At 67.1% G+C, this 20,382-nt stretch carries 19 protein-coding genes; 16 read left to right on the forward strand and 3 right to left on the reverse strand.

Annotated elements, in window-relative coordinates; all coding sequences use genetic code 11:
* The first annotated feature begins 197 nt into the window (after nucleotides 1-197).
* Nucleotides 198-2,009: an acyl-CoA dehydrogenase family protein gene (locus JZ792_RS30865; protein WP_254190604.1), complete on the forward strand. Its 1,812-nt coding sequence runs from the start codon at nucleotides 198-200 to the stop codon at nucleotides 2,007-2,009.
* A 182-nt stretch (nucleotides 2,010-2,191) separates the two neighbouring features.
* Here the strand turns inward: JZ792_RS30865 and JZ792_RS30870 are convergent, their stop codons facing one another.
* Together JZ792_RS30870 and JZ792_RS30875 are read right to left on the reverse strand one after the other, a co-directional pair.
* Nucleotides 2,192-3,100: an SUMF1/EgtB/PvdO family nonheme iron enzyme gene (locus JZ792_RS30870; RefSeq protein WP_216916124.1), complete on the reverse strand. Its 909-nt coding sequence runs from the start codon at nucleotides 3,098-3,100 to the stop codon at nucleotides 2,192-2,194.
* Nucleotides 3,101-3,175: 75 nt separating this feature from the next.
* Nucleotides 3,176-3,955 (reverse strand): aminotransferase class IV family protein, encoded by a 780-nt coding sequence (locus tag JZ792_RS30875; RefSeq protein WP_216916126.1) that lies wholly within the window; start codon nucleotides 3,953-3,955, stop codon nucleotides 3,176-3,178.
* 704 nt (nucleotides 3,956-4,659) lie between these two features.
* On the opposite strand from JZ792_RS30875, the gene JZ792_RS30880 reads away from it, so the two are divergent.
* From JZ792_RS30880 to JZ792_RS30945, 14 genes are all read left to right on the forward strand, one after another.
* Nucleotides 4,660-5,514 (forward strand): SAM-dependent methyltransferase, encoded by an 855-nt coding sequence (locus JZ792_RS30880; RefSeq protein WP_216916129.1) that lies wholly within the window; start codon nucleotides 4,660-4,662, stop codon nucleotides 5,512-5,514.
* 113 nt (nucleotides 5,515-5,627) lie between these two features.
* A complete protein-coding gene (locus tag JZ792_RS30885; protein WP_216916132.1) occupies nucleotides 5,628-6,596 on the forward strand; it encodes a hypothetical protein in 969 nt (322 codons plus the stop codon).
* A 5-nt stretch (nucleotides 6,597-6,601) separates the two neighbouring features.
* Nucleotides 6,602-7,042: a hypothetical protein gene (locus tag JZ792_RS30890; RefSeq protein WP_216916134.1), complete on the forward strand. Its 441-nt coding sequence runs from the start codon at nucleotides 6,602-6,604 to the stop codon at nucleotides 7,040-7,042.
* 422 nt (nucleotides 7,043-7,464) lie between these two features.
* Nucleotides 7,465-8,667 carry an ATP-grasp domain-containing protein gene (locus tag JZ792_RS30895; RefSeq protein ID WP_216916137.1) on the forward strand — a complete coding sequence of 401 codons (1,203 nt, stop codon included), beginning with the start codon at nucleotides 7,465-7,467 and terminating at the stop codon, nucleotides 8,665-8,667.
* Nucleotides 8,664-9,278, forward strand: coding sequence for an HAD family hydrolase (locus tag JZ792_RS30900; protein ID WP_216916139.1), 615 nt, complete (start codon nucleotides 8,664-8,666; stop codon nucleotides 9,276-9,278). Before JZ792_RS30895 ends, JZ792_RS30900 begins: the two co-directional genes overlap by 4 nt.
* Nucleotides 9,279-9,288: 10 nt before the next feature.
* Nucleotides 9,289-9,849 carry an AAA family ATPase gene (locus JZ792_RS30905; RefSeq protein WP_216916141.1) on the forward strand — a complete coding sequence of 187 codons (561 nt, stop codon included), beginning with the start codon at nucleotides 9,289-9,291 and terminating at the stop codon, nucleotides 9,847-9,849.
* Nucleotides 9,849-10,682 (forward strand): TauD/TfdA family dioxygenase, encoded by an 834-nt coding sequence (locus JZ792_RS30910; RefSeq protein ID WP_216916143.1) that lies wholly within the window; start codon nucleotides 9,849-9,851, stop codon nucleotides 10,680-10,682. Before JZ792_RS30905 ends, JZ792_RS30910 begins: the two co-directional genes overlap by 1 nt.
* Nucleotides 10,682-11,914, forward strand: a complete 1,233-nt coding sequence (locus JZ792_RS30915) for a thymidine phosphorylase (protein WP_216916145.1) — start codon at nucleotides 10,682-10,684, stop codon at nucleotides 11,912-11,914. The genes JZ792_RS30910 and JZ792_RS30915 overlap by 1 nt, the downstream gene beginning before the upstream one ends.
* A 13-nt stretch (nucleotides 11,915-11,927) precedes the next feature.
* A complete protein-coding gene (locus JZ792_RS30920; protein ID WP_216916147.1) occupies nucleotides 11,928-13,208 on the forward strand; it encodes a PLP-dependent aminotransferase family protein in 1,281 nt (426 codons plus the stop codon).
* Nucleotides 13,205-13,891, forward strand: a complete 687-nt coding sequence (locus JZ792_RS30925) for an NTP transferase domain-containing protein (protein ID WP_216916149.1) — start codon at nucleotides 13,205-13,207, stop codon at nucleotides 13,889-13,891. Before JZ792_RS30920 ends, JZ792_RS30925 begins: the two co-directional genes overlap by 4 nt.
* Complete coding sequence (locus JZ792_RS30930) at nucleotides 13,888-15,054, forward strand: hypothetical protein (protein ID WP_216916152.1); 1,167 nt, start codon at nucleotides 13,888-13,890, stop codon at nucleotides 15,052-15,054. Before JZ792_RS30925 ends, JZ792_RS30930 begins: the two co-directional genes overlap by 4 nt.
* A gap of 23 nt (nucleotides 15,055-15,077) precedes the next feature.
* On the forward strand, nucleotides 15,078-16,355 hold the full coding sequence (locus JZ792_RS30935; RefSeq protein WP_216916154.1) for an aminotransferase class III-fold pyridoxal phosphate-dependent enzyme: 1,278 nt from the start codon (nucleotides 15,078-15,080) through the stop codon (nucleotides 16,353-16,355).
* A complete protein-coding gene (locus JZ792_RS30940) occupies nucleotides 16,352-17,635 on the forward strand; it encodes a class I SAM-dependent methyltransferase (RefSeq protein ID WP_216916156.1) in 1,284 nt (427 codons plus the stop codon). Before JZ792_RS30935 ends, JZ792_RS30940 begins: the two co-directional genes overlap by 4 nt.
* Nucleotides 17,632-18,771: a glycosyltransferase gene (locus JZ792_RS30945; RefSeq protein WP_216916158.1), complete on the forward strand. Its 1,140-nt coding sequence runs from the start codon at nucleotides 17,632-17,634 to the stop codon at nucleotides 18,769-18,771. Before JZ792_RS30940 ends, JZ792_RS30945 begins: the two co-directional genes overlap by 4 nt.
* A gap of 200 nt (nucleotides 18,772-18,971) precedes the next feature.
* Here JZ792_RS30945 and JZ792_RS30950 read toward each other — a convergent pair whose 3' ends face one another.
* Nucleotides 18,972-19,262 (reverse strand): hypothetical protein, encoded by a 291-nt coding sequence (locus tag JZ792_RS30950; RefSeq protein ID WP_216916160.1) that lies wholly within the window; start codon nucleotides 19,260-19,262, stop codon nucleotides 18,972-18,974.
* Nucleotides 19,263-19,754: 492 nt separating this feature from the next.
* Between JZ792_RS30950 and JZ792_RS30955 the strand changes: the two genes are divergently transcribed.
* Nucleotides 19,755-20,267: a hypothetical protein gene (locus JZ792_RS30955; protein WP_216916162.1), complete on the forward strand. Its 513-nt coding sequence runs from the start codon at nucleotides 19,755-19,757 to the stop codon at nucleotides 20,265-20,267.
* Nucleotides 20,268-20,382: the final 115 nt, after the last annotated feature.

The raw sequence follows: 20,382 nt of genomic DNA on the forward strand, positions 1-20,382 counted from the left end.
GCCCTCCCGGTCCGGTTCCCACCACGCCCACCCTTCCCACTTTCCTGATCTATCTCAGAAGGCCGAAACAGACAGTAAGACAGCAACTTCGACTCCCATTCGGCGTAGTCGCACGGATCCGCGTTTCGGCGCGGATCGTTCCAGTTCGATTCTTCGGCCCGGTCCTGGATCGGGTCACCGAACAACGGCAGGTGAGCATGAAAATCGCGTCCAGCGTGCGGGCTTGGGGACCACCGGACCCCGTCGTGTCCGGGTTGGGGACGGCCATCCTCGGCGGCGACCTCGACATGCAGATGTGGATCCGCGACATCGTCGCCGGGCTGGCGGATCGCCCCGCGTCCGGGCAGACACACCCCGAGGAGGCCCGACTCGGACCGGCGTTGCTACGGCAGGTCCTGGCCGACCTCGCAGTGGATGGCTCGGTGATCACGGCGAACGCGCGGATGCGTGCGGCGTTGTGCAACTGGTCCATGATCGCGTCCCCGCATCTGCTGCCGATTTTGACCGGGCACTTCGACCTCGCGATCGGCGCGATCCTGGCTCTCGGTGACCGTAGCGACTACCAGCAGCAGATGCTGGCCGATCTCGAGACCGGCGCGGCGATCGGCGTGTTCGCATTGACCGAGCTCGGCGGCACCAACGGCGCCAACCAGCGCACCACTGCCACCTGGGATTCCGTGCGCCGGGAAATCGTGCTGTCGACACCCGACATTTCGGCAGCGAAGTTCATGCCCAACCTCGCCGACCCCACGATCCCGAAAATCGTGGTCGCGACCGCGCGCCTGATCGTCGAAGGCCGCGACGAAGGTGTCCTGCCGTTCCTGATCCGGCTACGCAGACCAGACGGCCTGGCCGACGGTGTCGAAGTCACCGCGCTGCCAGACAAGGCCGGGGCCCCGATGGACCACGCCATGATCCAATTCGACGACGTGCGCCTGCCTCGACAGGCCCTGCTCGGCAGTGGCCTCGTCGCGATCGCTGAGACCGGGGCGTTGACCACCCAATTCGAACCGCCACAACGATTCCACATCGCGATATCTGTCCTGGGTCACGGCCGACTGGACCTGGCCAACGCCGCCGCCGCGGCCGCCCGCGCAGCCCTGGCGGGGCTGGTGAACTACGGCGGCCAGCGTGCGCCCGGCGGGAAGCGGCTCATCGACCGGGACGCAGTGCGACTCGACGCGGCCACCGCGCTGTCCGCCATCTATGCCACCACCGTGTTCGGCAGGCGCGTCGGAGACCTCGATCCCGACGACCCGCAACGTCCGATCTTTTCGACGCTGGCGAAGATACTGTTGCCCGACACCGCCCGGGAAGTAGTGGCGATGTGCGCGGACCGCCTCGGCGCGCAAGGCACCCTTCGTATCAACCACTACGCTGACTGGCTCGCGGCGATCGCAGGGCTACGAATCGCCGAAGGGGAGACCCAGGTGCTGGCGATCACCACCGGCCGCAGCCGGGGAGTCGACCTCCCGACATTGCACCTGCCCGACACCCTCGACCCCACCACCACCGGCCCGTCGATGCCGTGGTGGCTCAATATGTTGATCGCCCGCGAGAAGACCCTCGCCGCCGCCGTCCACGGCGCCGAAATCGACAGCGCGAACGTCGGTCTCGGCCCCGACTCGACGGCGATCGAGTCCGCCGTCGCCAGCGCCGAGCGAATGGCCGTCACCGCGATCCTCTCAACAGTCGCCGAGACCGCCGACCCCACCGCGCGCCGTCTGCTCGACGCCATGACCACCGTGTACGCCCTCGACCGCATCCGCCTGCGCGGCCACTGGTACACAGCACACGACCTCATGTCCCCGAAGTGCGCCATCGAAATCGCCGCCGAGCTGAGCCGTTTCGCCACGATCATCACCAGGCATCTGAACCAGCTTGCGGCGGCGTTCGCGATTCCGCAGCTGCCCGGACCTGTCCACACTTCGAACTACATCGACGCGTGGGACACCTATCGCAACACTGTGGGCGGTTGGACCGCCCTTGACGCTCGGCAATCCAGATGAGCGCTCGTCACGAGGGCAATCACTGGTTCGTGGGCGAGCCCAGCCGCCGATCCGCCGTCGATAGAGCTATCACCTCACCGCTGGCTGTGTCGATAGGAGGCTGTCGCGCTACCCGCGCAATCGTTGCGGCACGATTCCACTTCCCCGGGAATCACAGAACCTCACTGCCGCATAGGAGCTGCTCAAGCTTTCAGATCGACTGTGGCACAACGGAACCCGGTGTCATCATCGAGCATCGTGTGGCCGGCATCGTTGAACTGTTCGGGGCGGCAGCGATCGAAAGGCGAGGTGAACGCCGAACCTTTGAGTTCGTAGCGTCCGGGCGTGGTCGGCGAGCTGGTCCATTCCCAGCAATTGCCACACATGTCCGATATCCCGAACGGGGACACCCCGGATTTGTAGCGGTCGACCGGCGTGGTGGCACCCGGTCCGACACCACGGAAATTGCCTTTCGCCGGAGTGGGTTGACTGCCCCACGGCCAGGTGCCACCGCTGGTGCCTCGGGCCGCCTTTTCCCACTGTCCAGCGCTCGGCAACTGTTTGTGCGCCCAGCGTGCGTAGCTGGTGGCGTCGTCGTGGCTCACCCAGACCACCGGGTGATCAGCGATGGCGGTCGGTGGGGTCGAGCTTTCCCAATGCTGTGGGGGTCTGTGATCGGTAGCGGCGACGAATCGGCTGTAGTCGGCGTTGGTGACGGGATAGACATCGAGGAAGAATCCTTCGACCCACGTCGGTGTGGACTGCGGCCCGGACAGATAGACGCTGCCGGGGATCCAGCTCATCCATGTTCCGTCGACGGGGTGGCGTACCTGGTCAGGTTGCACGACCACGTCGGCTTCGGGGGCGACCTCGCCCAGGACTGCCGGGTCGACAGCCTCGACGAAACGCAGCTCCTCGTCTGGGTCCAGGCGTTGCAACGAGGTGTCGAGCGCGGCTTGATTCACTGCCCGGGGTTTGATGTCGGCGCCGCCGGACTCCCATTTCGACACCAGGCGCACACCTACGCCCAAGTGGGCGGCGAAATCCCGCAACGACATACGTCGGGCGTTGCGCAGCGAACGGACTTCTGCCCCGGTCCATGGGTGCAGCATCGCCTTCATCGTGTGTCGAACACCTTCCCCGTGTCATGGCTTCTCATCGCGTCTGTCAAGGCGGCAGGCTACTTCTCAAAGTGGTTGCGCAGGAATGGATTCATAGGTTTTGCGAAGGATCTCCACCAATTCATGCTCTGCCCAACGATGCTCATCGATGGCAGTGACAGCGCGCACGCCGACCGCGGCGTTGGTGGCGAAGGCACCGACGAACTGATCGAGCTGGGCCAGGCTCACCCTACGCGAGACGACTGTTTCGTCGCGGGCACGGCTTATCAGACGCATGGTGGTGCCGACGAGCATGTCGGCTTCCGGCCAGACCAATGTGGCGTCGGCGGTGATGAATCCGATATTGCTGGTCGCGATTTCGGAGATGCGGCCGTCGGCGTCGGTGAGCAGGACGTCATCGAATCCGGCGCGCTGAGCACCGGCCCGATGGTGCAGGGCACCGAACAAACCAGTGTGTTTGATGGCGGGAAGGTCGCGGCTGTAGACCGCCGATTGCACGCGCAGCGGCCCCGGATCGACTGCGGCAGCCGGTCGGGAGGTGACCAGCAGGCGCGGATTCGCGGCCGCGCCGGGTTTCGCCAGGGTGATATCGGGGTCGTAGACAGTCACCCGCACAACGTGGCGACCGCTGTTGCCGCCGAGCGCACCACGAACCTCGGCACGCAGCCGTTCGGGATCCAGGTCCACGGCGAAGACAGCTTGACAATCCCGGACCAGGCGATCCAGGTGAAGTTCCAGGCCGCGCACCGCGCCGTCCTCGACGAGCATCGAGGTGAAATGCCCGTAGTTGACCAGCCCCAGCGGGGCGAGGTCGTCGCGCGTAGCCGGTGCACCATCAAGTTCCATACCGCCAGTCTGTCACCGAGAGCACACCAGCGCGGCACGGCAGCGCGAAGGTGCGACACAAGGGCAGTGCCGTGCAACGAAAGGGCCGTTCCCCAGACCGCTCAAGCCGCGCATGCTCAACCGATGACACACCGGGACAACCGAATTGCGGCACGTCTACCCCAACGTGCGCCGGGGGTTGTTTTCGCGCGGTCCGTTGAGACCGGCCGTCGATCCCATGACATCACGGCGCTGTCACCGCGCACGAATCCGATGAAACGAGAGTTCTCGTCCGACCCGGTGATGATCATCCGCGTCCTTCGCGGACTGCGGCGCAGACCTGCCTCGACCGGTACAGCGATCTGCCGAGCCGATCGACGCGGAACTCCACACAGATTCAAGACTTTCGATGTTTCGACCGCGACAGGAGGGTGTCGATGGATGCCGCTGTTTCACCGCGAATGAATGGGTTGCCGCCCACCATTGTCTGCACAGATAACGGGTTCGACCCCGCCGATGGCCTTGCCCTTGTACGGGCGGCCCCCGCACCACCGTTGCGACCGGTGGTGACCTCCTCCGACGAGTTCGGGGGAGGTCAACGCGCCCGCTTGGCGGCGCGCCACGAGGAGGGGGAGCCGAAATGATCCGACGTTGGAGTGAGAGGTCGAACGCCGAATTCGGTAGCCGTCCGAACGTGTTCGCCACAATGGCGAGAGGGGTGAACGGTGGGCACTGACCGAGATACAGTCCCAGGCGCGCGCGACCTCGACAGGGAGTTTTCTGGGCCGGTTACCGCTCGTGTACTCGATGCGATTCTGCCGTACGGCAAGGACAACTACGAGACCGATCAAGACGTCGCGAGTCAGTTGCCTCCTGCGTTCAAGGCGGGTGTGCAGGCGGGGCAGGCGTTCCTGTTGCATGCGGTTGGAGCGCTGGCGGCGGAGGGGGTGCGCCAGTTCGTGGTGGTGGGCTGTGGGCTTCCCCGTGACCCCAATGTGCATGCCGTCGCGGCGGCGGCCGCAGCCGGGACGAGCACGCTCTACCTGGATATCGGGCATATCGTCACCGCCCACGGCCACGCGATGCTCAACCGTGGCTCCCGTTTCGTGCAGGCTGATCCCGGCGATCCGGCATCGATCGTCTCTGCGATCGATGCGGCCGCGCTCGAAGGTACGCTGCTGGGCCGAAGTCAGCCGATCGCCGTGTGCTTCGGGGCGTTGATTCTCGAACAGCTCGCCCACGCTCGACAGGTCATGCAGGCGATCATCGCTGCCCTGTCGAGCGGGTATATCGTGCTGACCCACCTCCACGCCGACAACGCACCTGCCAAGGCGGCTGCCGAGACCTTCGCCGAGCACGGACTGAAACTGTGGCCCCGTGACAGTGCAGCTGTCGCCGCGCTCCTCGATGGCACCGAACTGCTCGAGCCGAGCCCAGCCGACCCGAGTAACTGGTTCTCCACCTCGGCCGCCGTCCACGTCTCGCCGACGGGCGACCACAGCACGGCCTCGTCGGAGGCCGTCGAGTCGCAGGGCGAATCCAGCGGGTGCTGCTACGCCGCGATCGGAGCGATCCGATGATCGTGCGACAGCAAGATCGCCAGCTCCCCCGCGCGCCCGATGGGCGATTTCGAGGGATCGCTCAGGATCCGGCCAGCGCTGTGACGCAGCCCTTCACACGGTTGGAACGCAAGGTGAGAGTGCCGTCGTCGCCGATGGCGGCAGGGCCGGATTCGGACTCGTTCAGCCCGGCTCCGATCTGGTGTGCGTATCTGGACGGCACCCGCTACCACCTCACGACTCTCGCGGCCCAGCGTCAGTGGCTTGCCGAGATGCCCACCGGACTGGCTGAGATGGTGTTGGACACCGGGCAGCGGATCGAGGTGTATTCCTGTGGCCCGGTACCGATTTCCGGTTCGGACCCTCGTCTTCCAGGGGCGGCGGGTTTGATCACCACGACCGGGGCCACCCATCACCGACTCGCGACGATCGCTGTGGGGCTGCGTTCACCGCTGGTAGGTGATCCGCTGTCCCTTCGGCAGGTCGCCCGCGCGGGTTCGAGGCTGCGCCACACCCATCCGCTCAAATCCGATGTCGAGGGGATCGTCGCGCTGGCACGAACCATCCGCGCCGAGCACGGCCTGACGCAGGTGCTCGGCTATCCGGAACTCGCGATGAAGCTGCTGACCCGGGGCGCCCCTGCGCACGACAGAGCTCTGATCGTGTTCGGCGCAGGCGTCCTCGGTCGCGCGGTCGCCGAGGCCGGTATCGGCGCGGGCTACCGCCGAGTGCGGCTGGTGACCCGCGAGCCGAATCGAGCCCGACGCGCAATGGGGCACCCGCACGCGGGCATCACCGTGTGCGCGCCCCACCAGGCACGCACCGTGGACTCGGTGTGGGACACGGTGATCGCCACCGATATCGACCAGCAGCGCCGGGACACGATCGCCGCGGTCACCGAGGCGCACGGAGCGCGTCGCACGGTGGATCTGTCGGCGCTGCCGCTGTATCGAGTGTGCACCGATCGCTACGAAAACCTGCACAGTCCCCGGCTCGGCCGACTGATCGAGCAGCAGAACGAGCAGTTCGCCGCGCAGGCCGCACGCGCCCAGCACGCACTGGGCGCGTTCTTCCAACAGCCGTCATCGGAGTTTCGGAGGTGATCGCCGTGAGTGAACTGTGCGCGAGCCGAACGGCCACGACATCCACGTGGGGTTCGCGTGAGGATTCGACCGTCCTCGACCTCACCACCACGGACCCGACAGTCCGGGCCACAGCTTTCCTGTCGCGGGTCGCCACGACCTGGGGCGTGGCCGAGGACGCCTGCTCGGAATTGGCGGACGCCGGTGCTCAGCTGATCCGCAAAGTGGCGGCGTGGATAGCGACCCACCCCACGACGGGCCGCCAGCAGTCGCCAGCGGCGACCATCCGGCTGCGGCAGACAACACCCGGGTTCGTGGTGGTCGAGGTCTGGGACCGACGTGTGCAACTGGTGCCGATCCACCGTCAGGAAAACGGGCAGACCTACCGCGCGCAGATTCCCTGGCGTCACCGTCACAGGTACTACCTGATGGCCCGGATGAGGGTCGGCGCGGCCGGTTCACCGTAGGAGACCACCCCACATCCTCGGAGGAAGCCGAGGGTGTGGGGATATAGGGAACCTCCGGGCCGCCCGGCCCTCGCCGGATCCGGCGCCCCCGCGATCCCGAGGGGCCCGGGGGTTCCCGCCTCATCGCTACTTGTCCTGCCGCGCAGCGGATTCGCGAGCCGATGGGGCACCGGGCCACCGCCGGTATGGGCGGTGACCTTCCGGGGCCGGGCGCTTCGACGCTCGACGGAAGACGCCACATGTCAAGTCGGCAGTGGGTCGCAAGAGGTGAAGACAGGAACTATTCCTGTCTTCGTCTCGGCGGGACTTCTTTTCGGTCACCGAGGCCGAGAAGTGCTTCTAGCGTTCGGTTTTCGTGAATTTCTGATCGTATGAAGGGAGGGATCGCGATGGCACGACAGGTGTTGGTGATCGGACACAGTGTGGGGCTGCTCGACGCGCTGGCGCGTATCGGCTCTGAGGCTGTGGGGGTGTATTTGCTGGTGGAGCCCTCGGTGCTGGCTGCGCACCCGGGCGAGTTCGATCATGCGGTTGTCACCGAGATCCGTACGGGCCGTTTCATTTTCAGTGAGGAAGCGGTCGGGATCGGGGTGGAGTGGCATGCGCGGGTCGGGTTCGATGCGGTGTTGCCGGGCAAGGAACACGCGGTGCGCGCTGCCGCGCAGATCGCGAGCAAGCTCGGGATGGGCTACCCGGGAGACCAGGCGGTGGCCGCGTGCACCGACAAGCTCGAGTTCCGTCGGGTGCTGGCGGCGGCGGGGATCGCCAGTCCACGCTTCGGTCCGGTGCGCGATGTCGCGGAGGTGGCACGGTTCTTCGACGACGGCGGGGCGGCCCCGATCGTGTTGAAGCCACGCAACCGCAACGGGTCGCTGGGGGTGCGCCACATCGGTGAGCGCGGCGAGATCGCGCACGCGTGGGCCCAATCGGTGGGCACCGACGAAGGCATCTACAAGCCGTTGGACCGGGTTCTGGAGTTCGACTATTTGGTCGAGGACTATCTGAGCGGCCCGGAGTTCTCGGTGGAGCTCCTGGTGAGTCAGGGCCGGATCGTGTTTACCAACATCACCGCCAAGACCGTCGGCGAGCTGCCCTGGTTCGCGGAGATGTCTCATCGGGTTCCGGCGGTGGTGCCCGACCCGCTGCGGGACCTGCTGCTCGAGGGCGGTCGAGGGTTGGTGTCGGCGCTGGCGGTGCAAGACGGTCTGCTGCATTCGGAGTGGCGTATCCACGACGGACAGGCGTATCCGATCGAGTGCGCGGTGCGGTTCCCCGGCGATCGGATCGGTTGGTTGATCGAACTCGTCTACGAGTTCAATCTCGCGCAGGCGTGGCTGGCCTGCCTGGATCACACGCAGTCGGTGATCACCGCGTCGCCAGGGCGCTGTGCGGCGACCCAGTTCCTGAATGCCGCGCCCGGCAAGGTCGTGGCGGTCCATTGCCTCGAGACCGTCGTCGCCGAACATGATGTGCGCGAGATGGTGGTGCCACGTCCCGGCGAGATCGTCGCCGAGGCACGGGATTCGCACTCACGCACCGGTTTCGCGGTGTTGACGGCCGAGAATCAGACGGCGTTGCAGGCGGCCATCGACGATTTCGCCGCAATTCGTGTGGAGACCCGGTGACGCGGCCCCGCGGGGATCTCGACGCGGTCCTGCTGGACTGGGAAGGGGTGCTGCACCACTGGGACGGCGAGGGCGAGCACGCCGGGGAGCAGGCCGAAGAGTTACCCGCCGGGTCGATCGCGGCGGCCGCGTTCGGCACCGACGCCTACGAGTACGCCAAGCTGGGCATTCTCACCGACGCCGAATGGCGCGCATCGGTTACCGAAACGTTGGCAGCGCGTCACGATGGGCGTGGCGCGGCGGCGGTGGCGATCTGGGCGGCGCAGCGCGGGCGTGTGATCGACGGAGCGGCCGAGCTACTGGCCCGGTTGCGTCGCCGCTACACGGTGGCGCTGCTCAGCGACAGCACCGACATCCTGCCCGCCGATCTGGAGTTGTTCGGCCTGGCCGACAGTTTCGATCACGTGTTCGTCTCCGCACGGTTGGGCATGACCAAGCCCGCGCCGGCCCTGTATCGCCACGCCGCACACGTGATGGAAGTGGCCCCGGCGCGGGTGCTGGTGGTCGATGATCTGGCGGTGAATCTGCCCGGTGCACAGAAGGTCGGGATGCGGACCCATCACCTGCGCGCGGGTGAGTTGTTGTCACGTTTGGTCCAGGAACACCTGTGAAGGAGGAGCTTTGTCCCAAATCGTGTGGGTGAACGGTCCGTTCGGTGCCGGAAAGACCTCGACCGCCCAAGAGTTGGTCGATTCCGATCCCCGATACCGGCTGTTCGATCCCGAGTTCGTCGGGTTCATGCTGCGCGCCCAACTGGCCGATGCCGCTGCCGCCGACTTCCAGGCGCTGCCGTCCTGGCGGCGTCTGACCCCGATCGTCGCCCACGAGATCACCGAGACGACCGGCCAGAATCTCGTCAGCGTGCAGACAGTCCTGAACCAGCAGTACTGGAACGAGCTGTCCGAAGGTATTCGCGCCCAAGGTCATTCGCTGCACCTGGTGCTGATCGAAGCCAGCGAGGCGACCCTGCGGCGACGTATCAGCGAAGACGAAGTACTCCACCGTGCGGCCGGGTGGCGCCTGCAACACCTGCCGGACTATTTCGCCGCCCGCGACGACTGGCTGGGCGAGGCCGCCGACCTGATCGTGGACACCACCGCGTCGAGCCCGCGGGCAGCCGCACGTCAGATCCGTGAGGCCATCGCGGTGTGGAGCGAACCCGACATCCCGGAAAGACAGTGATGAGCATCTTCGGAACCACCCGTGCCGCTATCGATCCCGTCGCGATTCCCCTCGACCCCACAGGCGCCGACCGGGCGGCGCAGCGTTTGCGCAGCGCCGCCCGACGCGACGGGTTCGCTGTGTTCACCGTCGAGGATGCGCACGCGTCCGGGCCCCAAGCCATGGCGAGCACCGCCGCGCTGCTGGGCCTGGGCCGGGCCTATGTTCCCGCGATCTATGCCCGTGAGGCGCAACGTTTCGGCTACGACAGCGACGGATTCAACACGATATCGGCGGCGGTGACCGATTCCGGGCACCGCTATTTCGGGACCGGTGCCGCGCAGGGTTTCCACACCGACGGCACCCTGGAAGGGATCGGTGTCGTGGCGAGTTCGCTGTTGTGGTTCGAACGCGCCGCGCCCGAGGGCGGGCACACCACGATCTTCCGCGCGACCGAGGCGTTCGAGGTCCTACGAAGCACCCACCCAGCTGCTGCGGCGAGCCTGATGAGCAACGACGCGCTGACCCGCGTCGCGACCTCGTTCCAGCCGCAACAGTCCACCACCGGGCCAGCATTCGCCGATCTGGAGGTCGGGTTACGGACCCGGTGGGCCGATGACGGCAACGAGATCTGGACCTTCAACGGCGAATCGGGGCAGTTACGGGAGCTCGCTGTCGCGAGGATGCGGGAATATTCACGGCCGGGCAGCCCGTTCCGCACCGACCTGGAGATCAGTTCGCGCACGGGACTGCTGCTGTGCAACACCCGAGTCGCGCACGGACGCACCGCCTTTCACGCCGAACCGGGTGAACGGATCCTGCTGCGCGGCCTCTACACCAGCGAGGTGCGGTGATGGATTCACCGGCCACGCTTCTCGAACGCCGCCGCGGCGGCCGCATCGAATTCGGCGACAAGGACTTCGCGGTGCTGCTGGCACCGGATTCTCCCGATTCGGTGGTCGCGGCGACGCTGACCACCCTGGCGATGTCGCAACACAGCGACACCGAAGCGTTCGCCCTGACCCGCGCCTACGTGGATTCTGGACAACAGGTCCACTGGCCTGACCCGCACGCGGTGGTGGACAAACACAGCACCGGATGCGTCGGCGACGACGTCTCGATCGTGCTCGCGCCGCTGCTCGGCGCGCTCGGTATTCCGATGGGCAAGGTCACCGGCGCCGCGTTGCGCCACTGCGGGGGCACCCTGGACAAACTCGGATGCATCCCCGGGCTGGGCTTGGCGCTGAGCGTGGCCGAGTTCACCGACTGCGTGGAGCAGGTCGGGTTCTGCGTAGCCGGTCAATCCAGCCAGCTCGTCCCGGCCGACGGACGCACCTACGCGCTACGCGAACGCACCGGCACCGTCGACGTGGCGACCCTGATCGCGGCCAGCATCATGAGCAAGAAACTGGCCTGCGGGGCGCACACGATCGCACTCGAGGTGAAATACGGGTCCGGCGCGGTACTGGCCGACGCCCACGCCGCCGACGAACTGGCACGGTTGATGCGCGCGATCGGTGAGGCCGCCGGTCGACGGATGCTGATCTCGACCTGCGACGCGTCGCTGCCGCTCGCCCCCGCGGCCGGACCGTTGCTGGAACTGCGTGAGGCCGTCGCGGTCATGCGCGGCGGCGGCGCGGCGATACTGCGCGAGCATGTCACCGACCTGGCCGAGCAGATTGTGTGCGCGCTCCACCCCGCCGACCCCGTCCGTGCGCGCACACGCATCGACGACGCATTGGATTCCGGGCGCGCCTTCGAGGCGTTCTGCCGCTACGTCGCCCACCTGGGCGGCGACCTGAGATGGCTGTGCGACGGGGGTCTCGCCAACGCGGCCGCGCCGAGCATCACTGTCTACCACGCGCCGGTCTCCGCGCGCTTCGACGGGATCGACGCCGGACCCGTCGGCGCGATCGGCCAGGCCCTGGCGGCGATCGATCCCCGCTGCGGGGTCGAGATCCTGGCCGAACCCGGCCAGCACTGCGCCGTCGGGACGCCGGTGCTGCAAGTCCATGCCCCCGATGCACACACCGGCGCCGACCAGCTTTCCGCGCTGGCCAGTGCCTGCCGATTCCACGACGAGTAAGGCTGCCTCGCCCATGTGCTCTGCCCACACCTCCACCGGCACCGCGACGATCACCGATCCGATCGAGCGGCTGTCGACCCTGATCGAACGCGTACACACCGACACCCCGCGTGCGCGTTCGGCCATCAATCTGGTGCCCAGTGAGAATCGAATGAGCCCGACCGCGCACGCGATGCTGGGCACCGACTACAGCAACCGGTACTTCTTCAACGAAGCCCTGACAGGAGTATGGGAATTCCGCGGCGGTGAAGCGGTCGCGGAACTGGAAATCGCGGGCCGCCAGGCGTTCTCGCGGCTCGCGTGCGCCGAGTATGTGAATCTGCGCCCGCTCTCGGGGCTCAACGCCATGATGATCGCCCTGTCCGGCCTCGGTGGGCTGCCCGGACACACGGTGGTCTCGATCTCTCCGGCCAGCGGCGGTCACTACGCCACCGGCGCGGTGATCACCCGTCTGGGGTACCGGTGGGCATCGGTGGACTGCACGCGAGGATCGGTGGATCTGGCTGCGCTGGAACAGATCCTGACCGACCGGGCGGTGTCGCTGGTGTACCTGGATGTGCAGAACTCGCGCCACCGGCTCGAGGTGGGCGCTGTCGCCGAACTGCTGGTTCGCTATCCGGGGGTCCGGTTGCATGTCGATATCAGCCACACCCTGGGCCTGGTCCTGGGTGGCGCGCACGCCAATCCGCTCGATCACGGTGCCGGGTCGGTGGGCGGGTCGTTGCACAAATCGTTTCCCGGTCCGCACCACGGCATGTTGTTCACCCGCGACGGCGCGATCGCCGAGATGCTGCGCGAAGCGCAATACGTGCTGGTCAGCAGTCACCACTTCGGCCACACCCTCGCCTCGGCGGTGACCGCGCTCGAGTTCGAACACTACGGGCGCGGCTACGCCCACGCCGTGCTCGACAACGCACGAATCCTGGCCGCGGCGTTGACCGAGTACGGGTTCGACGTGCCCGGTGCGGGGTCGGGTTTCACCGATACCCATCAGGTGTGGGTGCGTCTGGACGACGCCGCCGGGGTGTCGGATGTGCTGGCAGAGTGGGGGATTCGCGTCAACATCCAATCCGACCTGCCAGACTGCCCGGGACCGATGTGGCGTCTCGGTACCGCCGAGCCCACCGTGCTCGGCGCCGACGGTGCCGAGATGGGTGAACTCGCCCGAATCCTGGCCGACGCCCGAGACGGACACACTCGGCGTGGGCGCGACGCCGCACAGGGGTTGCGGGATCGAATCGGGATACGCCCGTGGTGGTCGCGCACCGGCACGGAAGCGGGCGCGGCGTCGTGACTACCGTGGTGGTGCTCGCGGCCGGAGCCGGATCACGGTTCGCGGCACCGTATTCCAAGGAACTGCACCCCCTCGCCCCCGGGGTGTCGGTGATCGACCCGCTGCTGTCGGCGATCGCGGCCATGACCCCGCCGCCGAAAACCCTCGTCGTGGTCTCGGCGAGCAAACTCGACCTCATCGCCCACCTCGGGCACCATCACGATGAGCTCGCCGTGCTGTTCCAGCAACCTCGTCACGGTGGTGGGTTGTCGGCGGCGTTGCTGACCGCGCAGCCCTGGTGCGAGGAGACGGTCCTGGTCTGCCTGGCCGACCAGGTGTATCGCAGCGATCCCGCGCCCGCGTTCACTTCGGCCTTGTCCGTCATCGGCGCTGGTGCGCCGGTGGTGGTCGTGGCGGCCGAATGCGCCGACCCCGACCGGCTGCGCGTCGACGGCGCATTACGCGTCGACGGCGATGTCGTGGCCGCCTCGGCGGAGAAACCCCGCGATCCCGCCGGGTTCAACGCCTGCTGGTCCGCGCTGGCGCTGACCAGGTCGATGCTCACCACCGTGGCCAGCGACCTGGCCCAGGGGCACACCGATCACCTGCGCGGCGCCCCGGTGGTGTGGGGGCCGCAGTTCGCCAACATCAACCATCTCGCCGACGCGACGGCGGCCGCGAGCACATACGGGGGTCTGGGGTGAGAACGCCGCTGCTGTTGGATCTCGGGGACTATCCGGTGGGCCAGACCGGTATCGGCGGGATCGGTTTGCGTGCGGCCGAACTCGCCACGGCTCTAGCGCAGTATTTCCCGGTCTACCTCTACAGTCCCGCCACGACGGAGGAACCGGTCGACGTCGGCGACGCCGAGCTGGTCACCGCGCCCGCCGATTGGACCGGGTTGCTCGCCGACGCGGCAGCGGTGCTGTTCTTCGACATGCCCGACCTCGATCGGATGGCCCAAGCCGCGGGCGCGGGAAAACTGCTCGTCAGCGAGAACACCGTGCCCGTCGAACAACTCGACTACCCCCGCCTGCGCCCCGGAGGCGTCTTCGACACCCGCGCCTACCAGGAGTTGGTCGCCACCTACCGCTATCAGGTGACCCATTCACGGCTGTTCATCACCCGCTCCGACATCGAGCGCGTGACCCTGATCGCGAACCTGGCCGCCTACGGCGGATTGCACCCCATCGACCTGGACCGGTCTCGGGTCCTGACTCACCGCATCACCACCATTCCCCTCGGCTACACCCGTGCCGCCGCACGAAATGCGGTCCTCCGCCCCGGCACCGAGCAGTCCGCCCGGGAAGGGACGGAGGTGGTGTGGACCGGTGGGCTGTGGTCGTTTCTGGATCCGTGCGCGGCCGTACGCGCCGTCGCGGCCGCGCGCGAGCAGGGCGCGGGACTCACGCTGCGGTTCCTGCACGCCGCGCCCCACCCCGACACCGCCGAGACCCGCGACGCTGTCCTCACCCTGGCCGACCAACTCGGGATCGCTGAACATGTCGTGCTGCACACTGATCCGATCCGCCATGACGACCGCGACGAGTATCTGCGGGACGCGGCGGCGCTGATCTGCCTGGGTCGGCCCGGCATCGAAAACGAGACCTGCGTGCGGCTGCGGGCGCGCGATTCGCGCCTCTACGGACTGCCGACAGTCCTCGATCCCTTCGGCGCGACCGCGACCGAACTATCCGCAGACGGCCTGGCCGCCGTCTTCGACCCCGCCGACACCACCGGGATCAGCACCTACCTCACCGGCCTGGCGGCCGGGGCAGGGCCGCCGATCGCACCCGGACAGCCGCGCTGGGCCTACGAGAACACCGTCGCCGCGCTGGTAGCGAACCTGCACCGGCACTTGAACTGATCGAAGAGTAGGGGATACCCGTCATGAATACACATCGTTGGTACGGCTGGAGCAGCGCTCAGCGCGGCACACCACCGCGGCCGATACTCAAACGCGGGATCGGCTGCGAGGTCTGGGATATCCACGGCCGCCGCTACCTCGACGGCGTCGCCGCCGCCGCGAACACACCGTTCGGCCATGCCCATCCCGAGCTGACCAAAGCGGTCACCACACAACTGGGCCGGATCGCGCATTTCGACGAAACCGCCGCTGGACTGGGCATCACCGACAAACTGACCTCCACCCTGGGCCAGGTCACCGGCATGGGCGAGACCGTGTACGTCAACTCCGGCTCCGAAGCGGTCGAGGCCGCCCTGCGCATCACCATGGACTACTGGAAAGCCAGAGGCCAGACTCACCGCGACACCGTCATCGCCTTCCAACGCGGCTACCACGGCTGCACCGCCGCGACCCAAGCCTTGTCAGGCCTGCCGATCCTGCACAACGACGCGCCTTTCGGCCCCCGGATGCTCTACGTGCCATTGGACTCGACCGATACCCCGGGCGGGGCCGCTGCCGCCTATGTCCTGGCCGGCCGGTTCGCCGCAGCTATAGACGCCGCGGGCGCGGATCGGGTGGCGGCGGTGATCGTGGAGCCGTTCCTCAACGTCGGCGGCGGCATCGCGCTCCCAGAGGGGTTCCTGGCCGAGTTGCGGACACTCACCACCGACGCCGACATCTTGCTGATCGTCGACGAGGTGTTCACCGGATTCGGTCGCAGCGGTACGGCATTCGCCACCTCCGAGATGACGACGCGCCCCGACATCCTCGCGATGAGCAAAGGCATGGCCGGTGGCGTCGTCCCGATGGGCGCAACCTGCGTGCGCCCCGAGATCCGTGACGCGTTCGGTCCGGCACTTCTGCGCTACGGGCACACCACCTCCGGTCACGGCCTGGCCAGCGCGGCAGCGCTGACCACTCTGCGGCTGCTGGCCACCGGCGGGCTCACCCAGGCCGCCAACGCCGCCGCCTGGTTCGCCACCAACTTCGTCCCCGGATCGGCCGGGCTGCCCGGCATCGTCGCGGCTCGCAGCTATGGAGTGGTCGCGGTCCTGGAATGCGACTCCACCGAGCGAGCCCTCACCATCGTCGCCCGCGCACTCGAGGCCGGGCTGATCGTCGGCTGGAAGTCCTCGTCGGTGATGTTGACCCCCGCGCTCAACGCCAAAGAGCACGAACTCGAGGAAATGTCCTTCCTGCTCGCCGAAGCGGTCCTCGCCGCCGCCGGTGCGGTCTCAGCAGGATCGGAATCGCGCCGATGACAACACCTTCCGTAGCCGCCCCCGTACTGCCGCCCCCGGTCCCGATACCAACCTCACCCGACTTCGACCACATCCCGTGGTGGACGACCCCACACCTGTCCAGCGTCCTGGACCGGATAGACCCGACGACCTGGTCTCTCCTGTCGGAACTGGTCACCGACCCGACCGCAGTGCCCGAACAACAACTGCACAGCGGCGGACCCGCCATACTGCGGTTGATGGCCGCGCTGTGGATGCGCCGCCCCCTCGACACCCATATCCCTACCGCCGCAGAAATTCCCGACCACTTCACACCGCTGCTCACCACACTTCCCGCGGCGTGGCGCGCCCTCGGGCCCACGGCGGCGGCGTGGTGTCTGGCACGCGCGGCGACCTTCGCCCGCCACCTGCACCACCCCGCCCACGACCACACCGGTCACCATCTCGACGACCTCGCCCGCGTCGCATGGCGGCTGCTCACCGAAGACGACGGCAGCTATCTCTACACCGCTGCCTTGGCCGCACGCTACGACAGCGACCGGCCCCACGACCCCGAATACGCCGAAGCCCTCACCACCCTCGCCCGCACCACCCTCGCCGACCGGGACGTCGTCGAACTCGGCGCGGGCACCGGCGCCATCACCACGATCACCGCACCTCACACCCACAGCCTCGTCGCGATCGAACCCGCCGTCGGCATGCGCGAGGTCCTGACCCGACGCACCGGCGAACTCGATCAGGTACAGGTCATCGGGCAGGACTGCATGAACCTGGAACTGCCCGACGCCAGCGCCGATACCGTCTTCGAGCACGCCGCGCTGTGTTTCGTCGACGAACCGCTGTTCGCCATCGCCGAAATCCGCCGCGTGCTCCGCCCCGGTGGCGCGCTGGTGCGGATCATCCCCTCCTATCGCCCACCCGAAATCTTCACCACGTTCGCCGCCGAGTTCCACGCTGAACTGCGCCGGTTGGGCCATCCGCGCGGACGGATCGTCAGCTCCGGCAACGACGCCCGCATCACCGACTGGCTCGCCACCGCCGCGATCGACACCCGATTCGACACCCTCGCCACCTGGACCAGCACCCACCCGCTACACCACCACACCGCACCGCTGCTCAACGGCAGCTACCCCTACCTCGCCGAGGTCTCCGCCGAGCACCGCCGCCACGCCCTCGAGACCGCACTGGCGGCCACACACCTGGACCCCGACACCCCGATCACCACCACCAATGCCATGTCCACCGCGACCTCGTCGCTCGGGCAACCCCACCCTGACCCGGCGGGCACCACAGCACGGTGACCCTCACGATTCTGGCCGCCTACGCGCCCGGCCTCGGGCACGCCAACACGGTGTTGCCGTTGGTCGAGGACTTCACCCGCCACGGCGATTGTGCGGTGTTTCTGTGCGGCAGCCAGACCGTGGCACGCCAAGCCGATACCCACCTACTGCCCGTGCACCACCGCCGCGCCGGGCCGGAGTCCTTTCTCCGCACCAGCGACAACGGCCTGTCCGGTGACGAGGTGATCACCCGGATGGGCCGCGCCAGCCGCCATGACATCACCACCTTGATCCACGAACTACGACCCGACCTACTGGTCTGCGACACCTCCGAACGCGGAGCCGTCCTCGCCGCGCTGGACTGCGCCGTTCCCTTCGTCCGCGTGGTCTCCTGCGCCGACGCAGCCACCGGCCCCGGCAGCGTCGAGGAAGCACGACGACGGGCGCTGATCCGCGGACGCGAACACGACGACCTCGAATCACCACTGAACCTGGGCACCATCGCCTTCGGTCCCCCCTGGTACTTCCACGACACCCACCCCGGGGAGCCCCTGAGTTGCTACCGCTACCGGCCGCCGCCCACACCAGCACCAGTATCAGGACCGGTTCGGCCCCGAGCGCTGGTCAGCTTCGGCACCTTCGTCGCCGAACCGAGCCCACCGATATTTGAGCAGATCATCGAAGGGTTGATCGACGCCGGACTCCGCTCGGTCACCCTCAAGATCCGCCATCGACCGGCCCGCGACCAGATACAGCGATACGCCGCTACCGCCGCCGCGCGCACTGGATGCGAGATCACTACCGCCGCCGAGCTGAACCTGCGCCAGCATCTGGGCTCCGCGGACATGCTGTTGTGCCACGGCAGCGCCACCTCGACGTTGGAAGCGCTCTATCACCAGGTCATTCCGATCATCGCTCCCACCCACGGCGACACCTACTTCGTCGCCCGCCAATGCGCCGCTACCAGCACCGCGGTCGTCATCGACTGGGCCAACGGCTGCACCCGCAACGCGATCCGGCAAGCGGCCATGACAGCTATACAAGGTCCTGCTGTCCGTGCTGGCGTCGAACGATTCGACATCGACAACAACCGATTACCCCCAGGATCCGAACTCGTCGAAAAGCTGTACGGACAACTCACAGCGCAACCGGGATAGCGCCAGCGCAACACGCCCGCACCTGGCCATACTCAGCCACGATCGGCAAGCGACCATGGTTGCGCTATGGATTGATCAGGCAACTAACGGCCACGGCATCGCCCGGGCGCCGAGATGGTTGGTAACGAAGGTCGCCGATAAGGCAGACAAACCCACGCACTCGTGTCTCCGGCGGTCCATGCTGGCCCGTATCGCGTATTTCAGCCGATGTCCTTCCACCAGAAATCGAGATAGCCAGGAGCGTCGCACAGTTCAGCGACCCGTTCTCGGACCGCCCTCAGCAATTCGGAACCGCCCTCGCTGTAGATCCGGCGGCCGATCGCTCGCGCATTGGCATGATCTTCCATCCCCATGCTGTGGGTATCGGGAATGTCGGCAGGCGCGGCCAGTAACAAGGCTTCGCGTTTCTCGGCCCGGCGATACGCGTCGTCGACGAGTCTGCCCAATTCCGCAGCGAGCTGTTCGAGGTCTCCGCTCAAGGCAATCGACATGGCGAATACCTTACGGCACAACAGCTTTCATGGGATCATAGCCGACGACAGCAAGTCGTCAGCAGCAGGGCAGATATTCGCCACGAGTAATCCGTGAGACCGAAACGACACGTTCGTATCCACACCGGAAGCTACTCGGGGATGACCGAAACCGGCATCCGGTTTGCGATTTACGCCAGATCGCTGGCATCCGGTTTCGATTCGATGACAAACCAGCGGTTACAGCGGCGTGCTGCCGTACTGTTCGCAATGTGTCAGCAACCCCCCCTGCTGGCGCCCCGCGCGGGCCGCTACCCCCCTAGCGGCCCGCGCCCCCCTTTCGATCGTGCCGCCGGAGCTTTCCTGCGGCACGGCCTCTTTCCTCTCAGCGATCGCGTGGCTGGTAATTCGCTCGCCTGGATATCTCGGCCATCTTGCAGCGTGGCGGGCCTGAACCCTTGCGCCGTCAGCGGCGGCGAGTAACTGAGGTCGGGGCGAGATAGCCTGTGTCACATGACATCGGGGGATATCGACGCATTGGCGATCGCTCGTCAGCACCTGCGAGCACTGATGGCCGACGAACTCAATCTGCCGCGGATTGTCGAGACACAGCTGCAATTGGGTCTGTTGGCCGCCCAGGTCGCGCTCGCCGAACGCCTTCCTGTACTGGCCGAAACATCCCAGGAGCCCCCGCAGTGCCTGATCGATCGAGCCCGGCTCGAACGTTTCGTACGTGCGCTGTCGCCGAACGCGCGCCGCGCTGTGCGGCTCCTGTGCGACGAGGAGGGCGGTTCGGCCACGCCTGCACGGCTGATGGAACTCACCGGCGCCAAGAACATGGGCGGCATGACCGCGTCCGTTCGCAAGGCCACCCACCGCGCATTCCCACAGGTAATCGGACGCCCTGACCTGCTGCGGACCATCCGTTCCGACGAGACACAGCCAACAGTCGAACGCTACGAGATCGCCCCGGCAATCCTGCTCCAATTGCGAGAAGCCCTCACCAGGATCCCCGCAAACGGCTGATCCTGCGGCACAGACAATATAGGCGTACGGCCACGCCGCGCTCAACGCCGGATGTCATCTCGGGGAACAAGCCTGCCCCAGGTGCCGCGCTGGTACATAGCTAGCATGGCCGTAC

The organism is Nocardia noduli (genome assembly GCF_019038455.1).
Lineage (GTDB): Bacteria > Actinomycetota > Actinomycetes > Mycobacteriales > Mycobacteriaceae > Nocardia > Nocardia noduli.

Excerpts from the sequence above, each read along its gene's own strand:
- JZ792_RS30910 (WP_216916143.1), top strand. The coding sequence starts at position 9,849 with ATGAGCATCTTCGGAACCACCCGTGCCGCTATCGATCCCGTCGCGATT.
- JZ792_RS30865 (WP_254190604.1), top strand. The coding sequence starts at position 198 with ATGAAAATCGCGTCCAGCGTGCGGGCTTGGGGACCACCGGACCCCGTC.
- JZ792_RS30870 (WP_216916124.1), bottom strand. The coding sequence starts at position 3,100 with ATGCTGCACCCATGGACCGGGGCAGAAGTCCGTTCGCTGCGCAACGCC.
- JZ792_RS30950 (WP_216916160.1), bottom strand. The coding sequence starts at position 19,262 with ATGTCGATTGCCTTGAGCGGAGACCTCGAACAGCTCGCTGCGGAATTG.
- JZ792_RS30920 (WP_216916147.1), top strand. The coding sequence starts at position 11,928 with ATGTGCTCTGCCCACACCTCCACCGGCACCGCGACGATCACCGATCCG.
- JZ792_RS30935 (WP_216916154.1), top strand. The coding sequence starts at position 15,078 with ATGAATACACATCGTTGGTACGGCTGGAGCAGCGCTCAGCGCGGCACA.
- JZ792_RS30955 (WP_216916162.1), top strand. The coding sequence starts at position 19,755 with ATGACATCGGGGGATATCGACGCATTGGCGATCGCTCGTCAGCACCTG.
- JZ792_RS30940 (WP_216916156.1), top strand. The coding sequence starts at position 16,352 with ATGACAACACCTTCCGTAGCCGCCCCCGTACTGCCGCCCCCGGTCCCG.
- JZ792_RS30915 (WP_216916145.1), top strand. The coding sequence starts at position 10,682 with ATGGATTCACCGGCCACGCTTCTCGAACGCCGCCGCGGCGGCCGCATC.
- JZ792_RS30875 (WP_216916126.1), bottom strand. The coding sequence starts at position 3,955 with ATGGAACTTGATGGTGCACCGGCTACGCGCGACGACCTCGCCCCGCTG.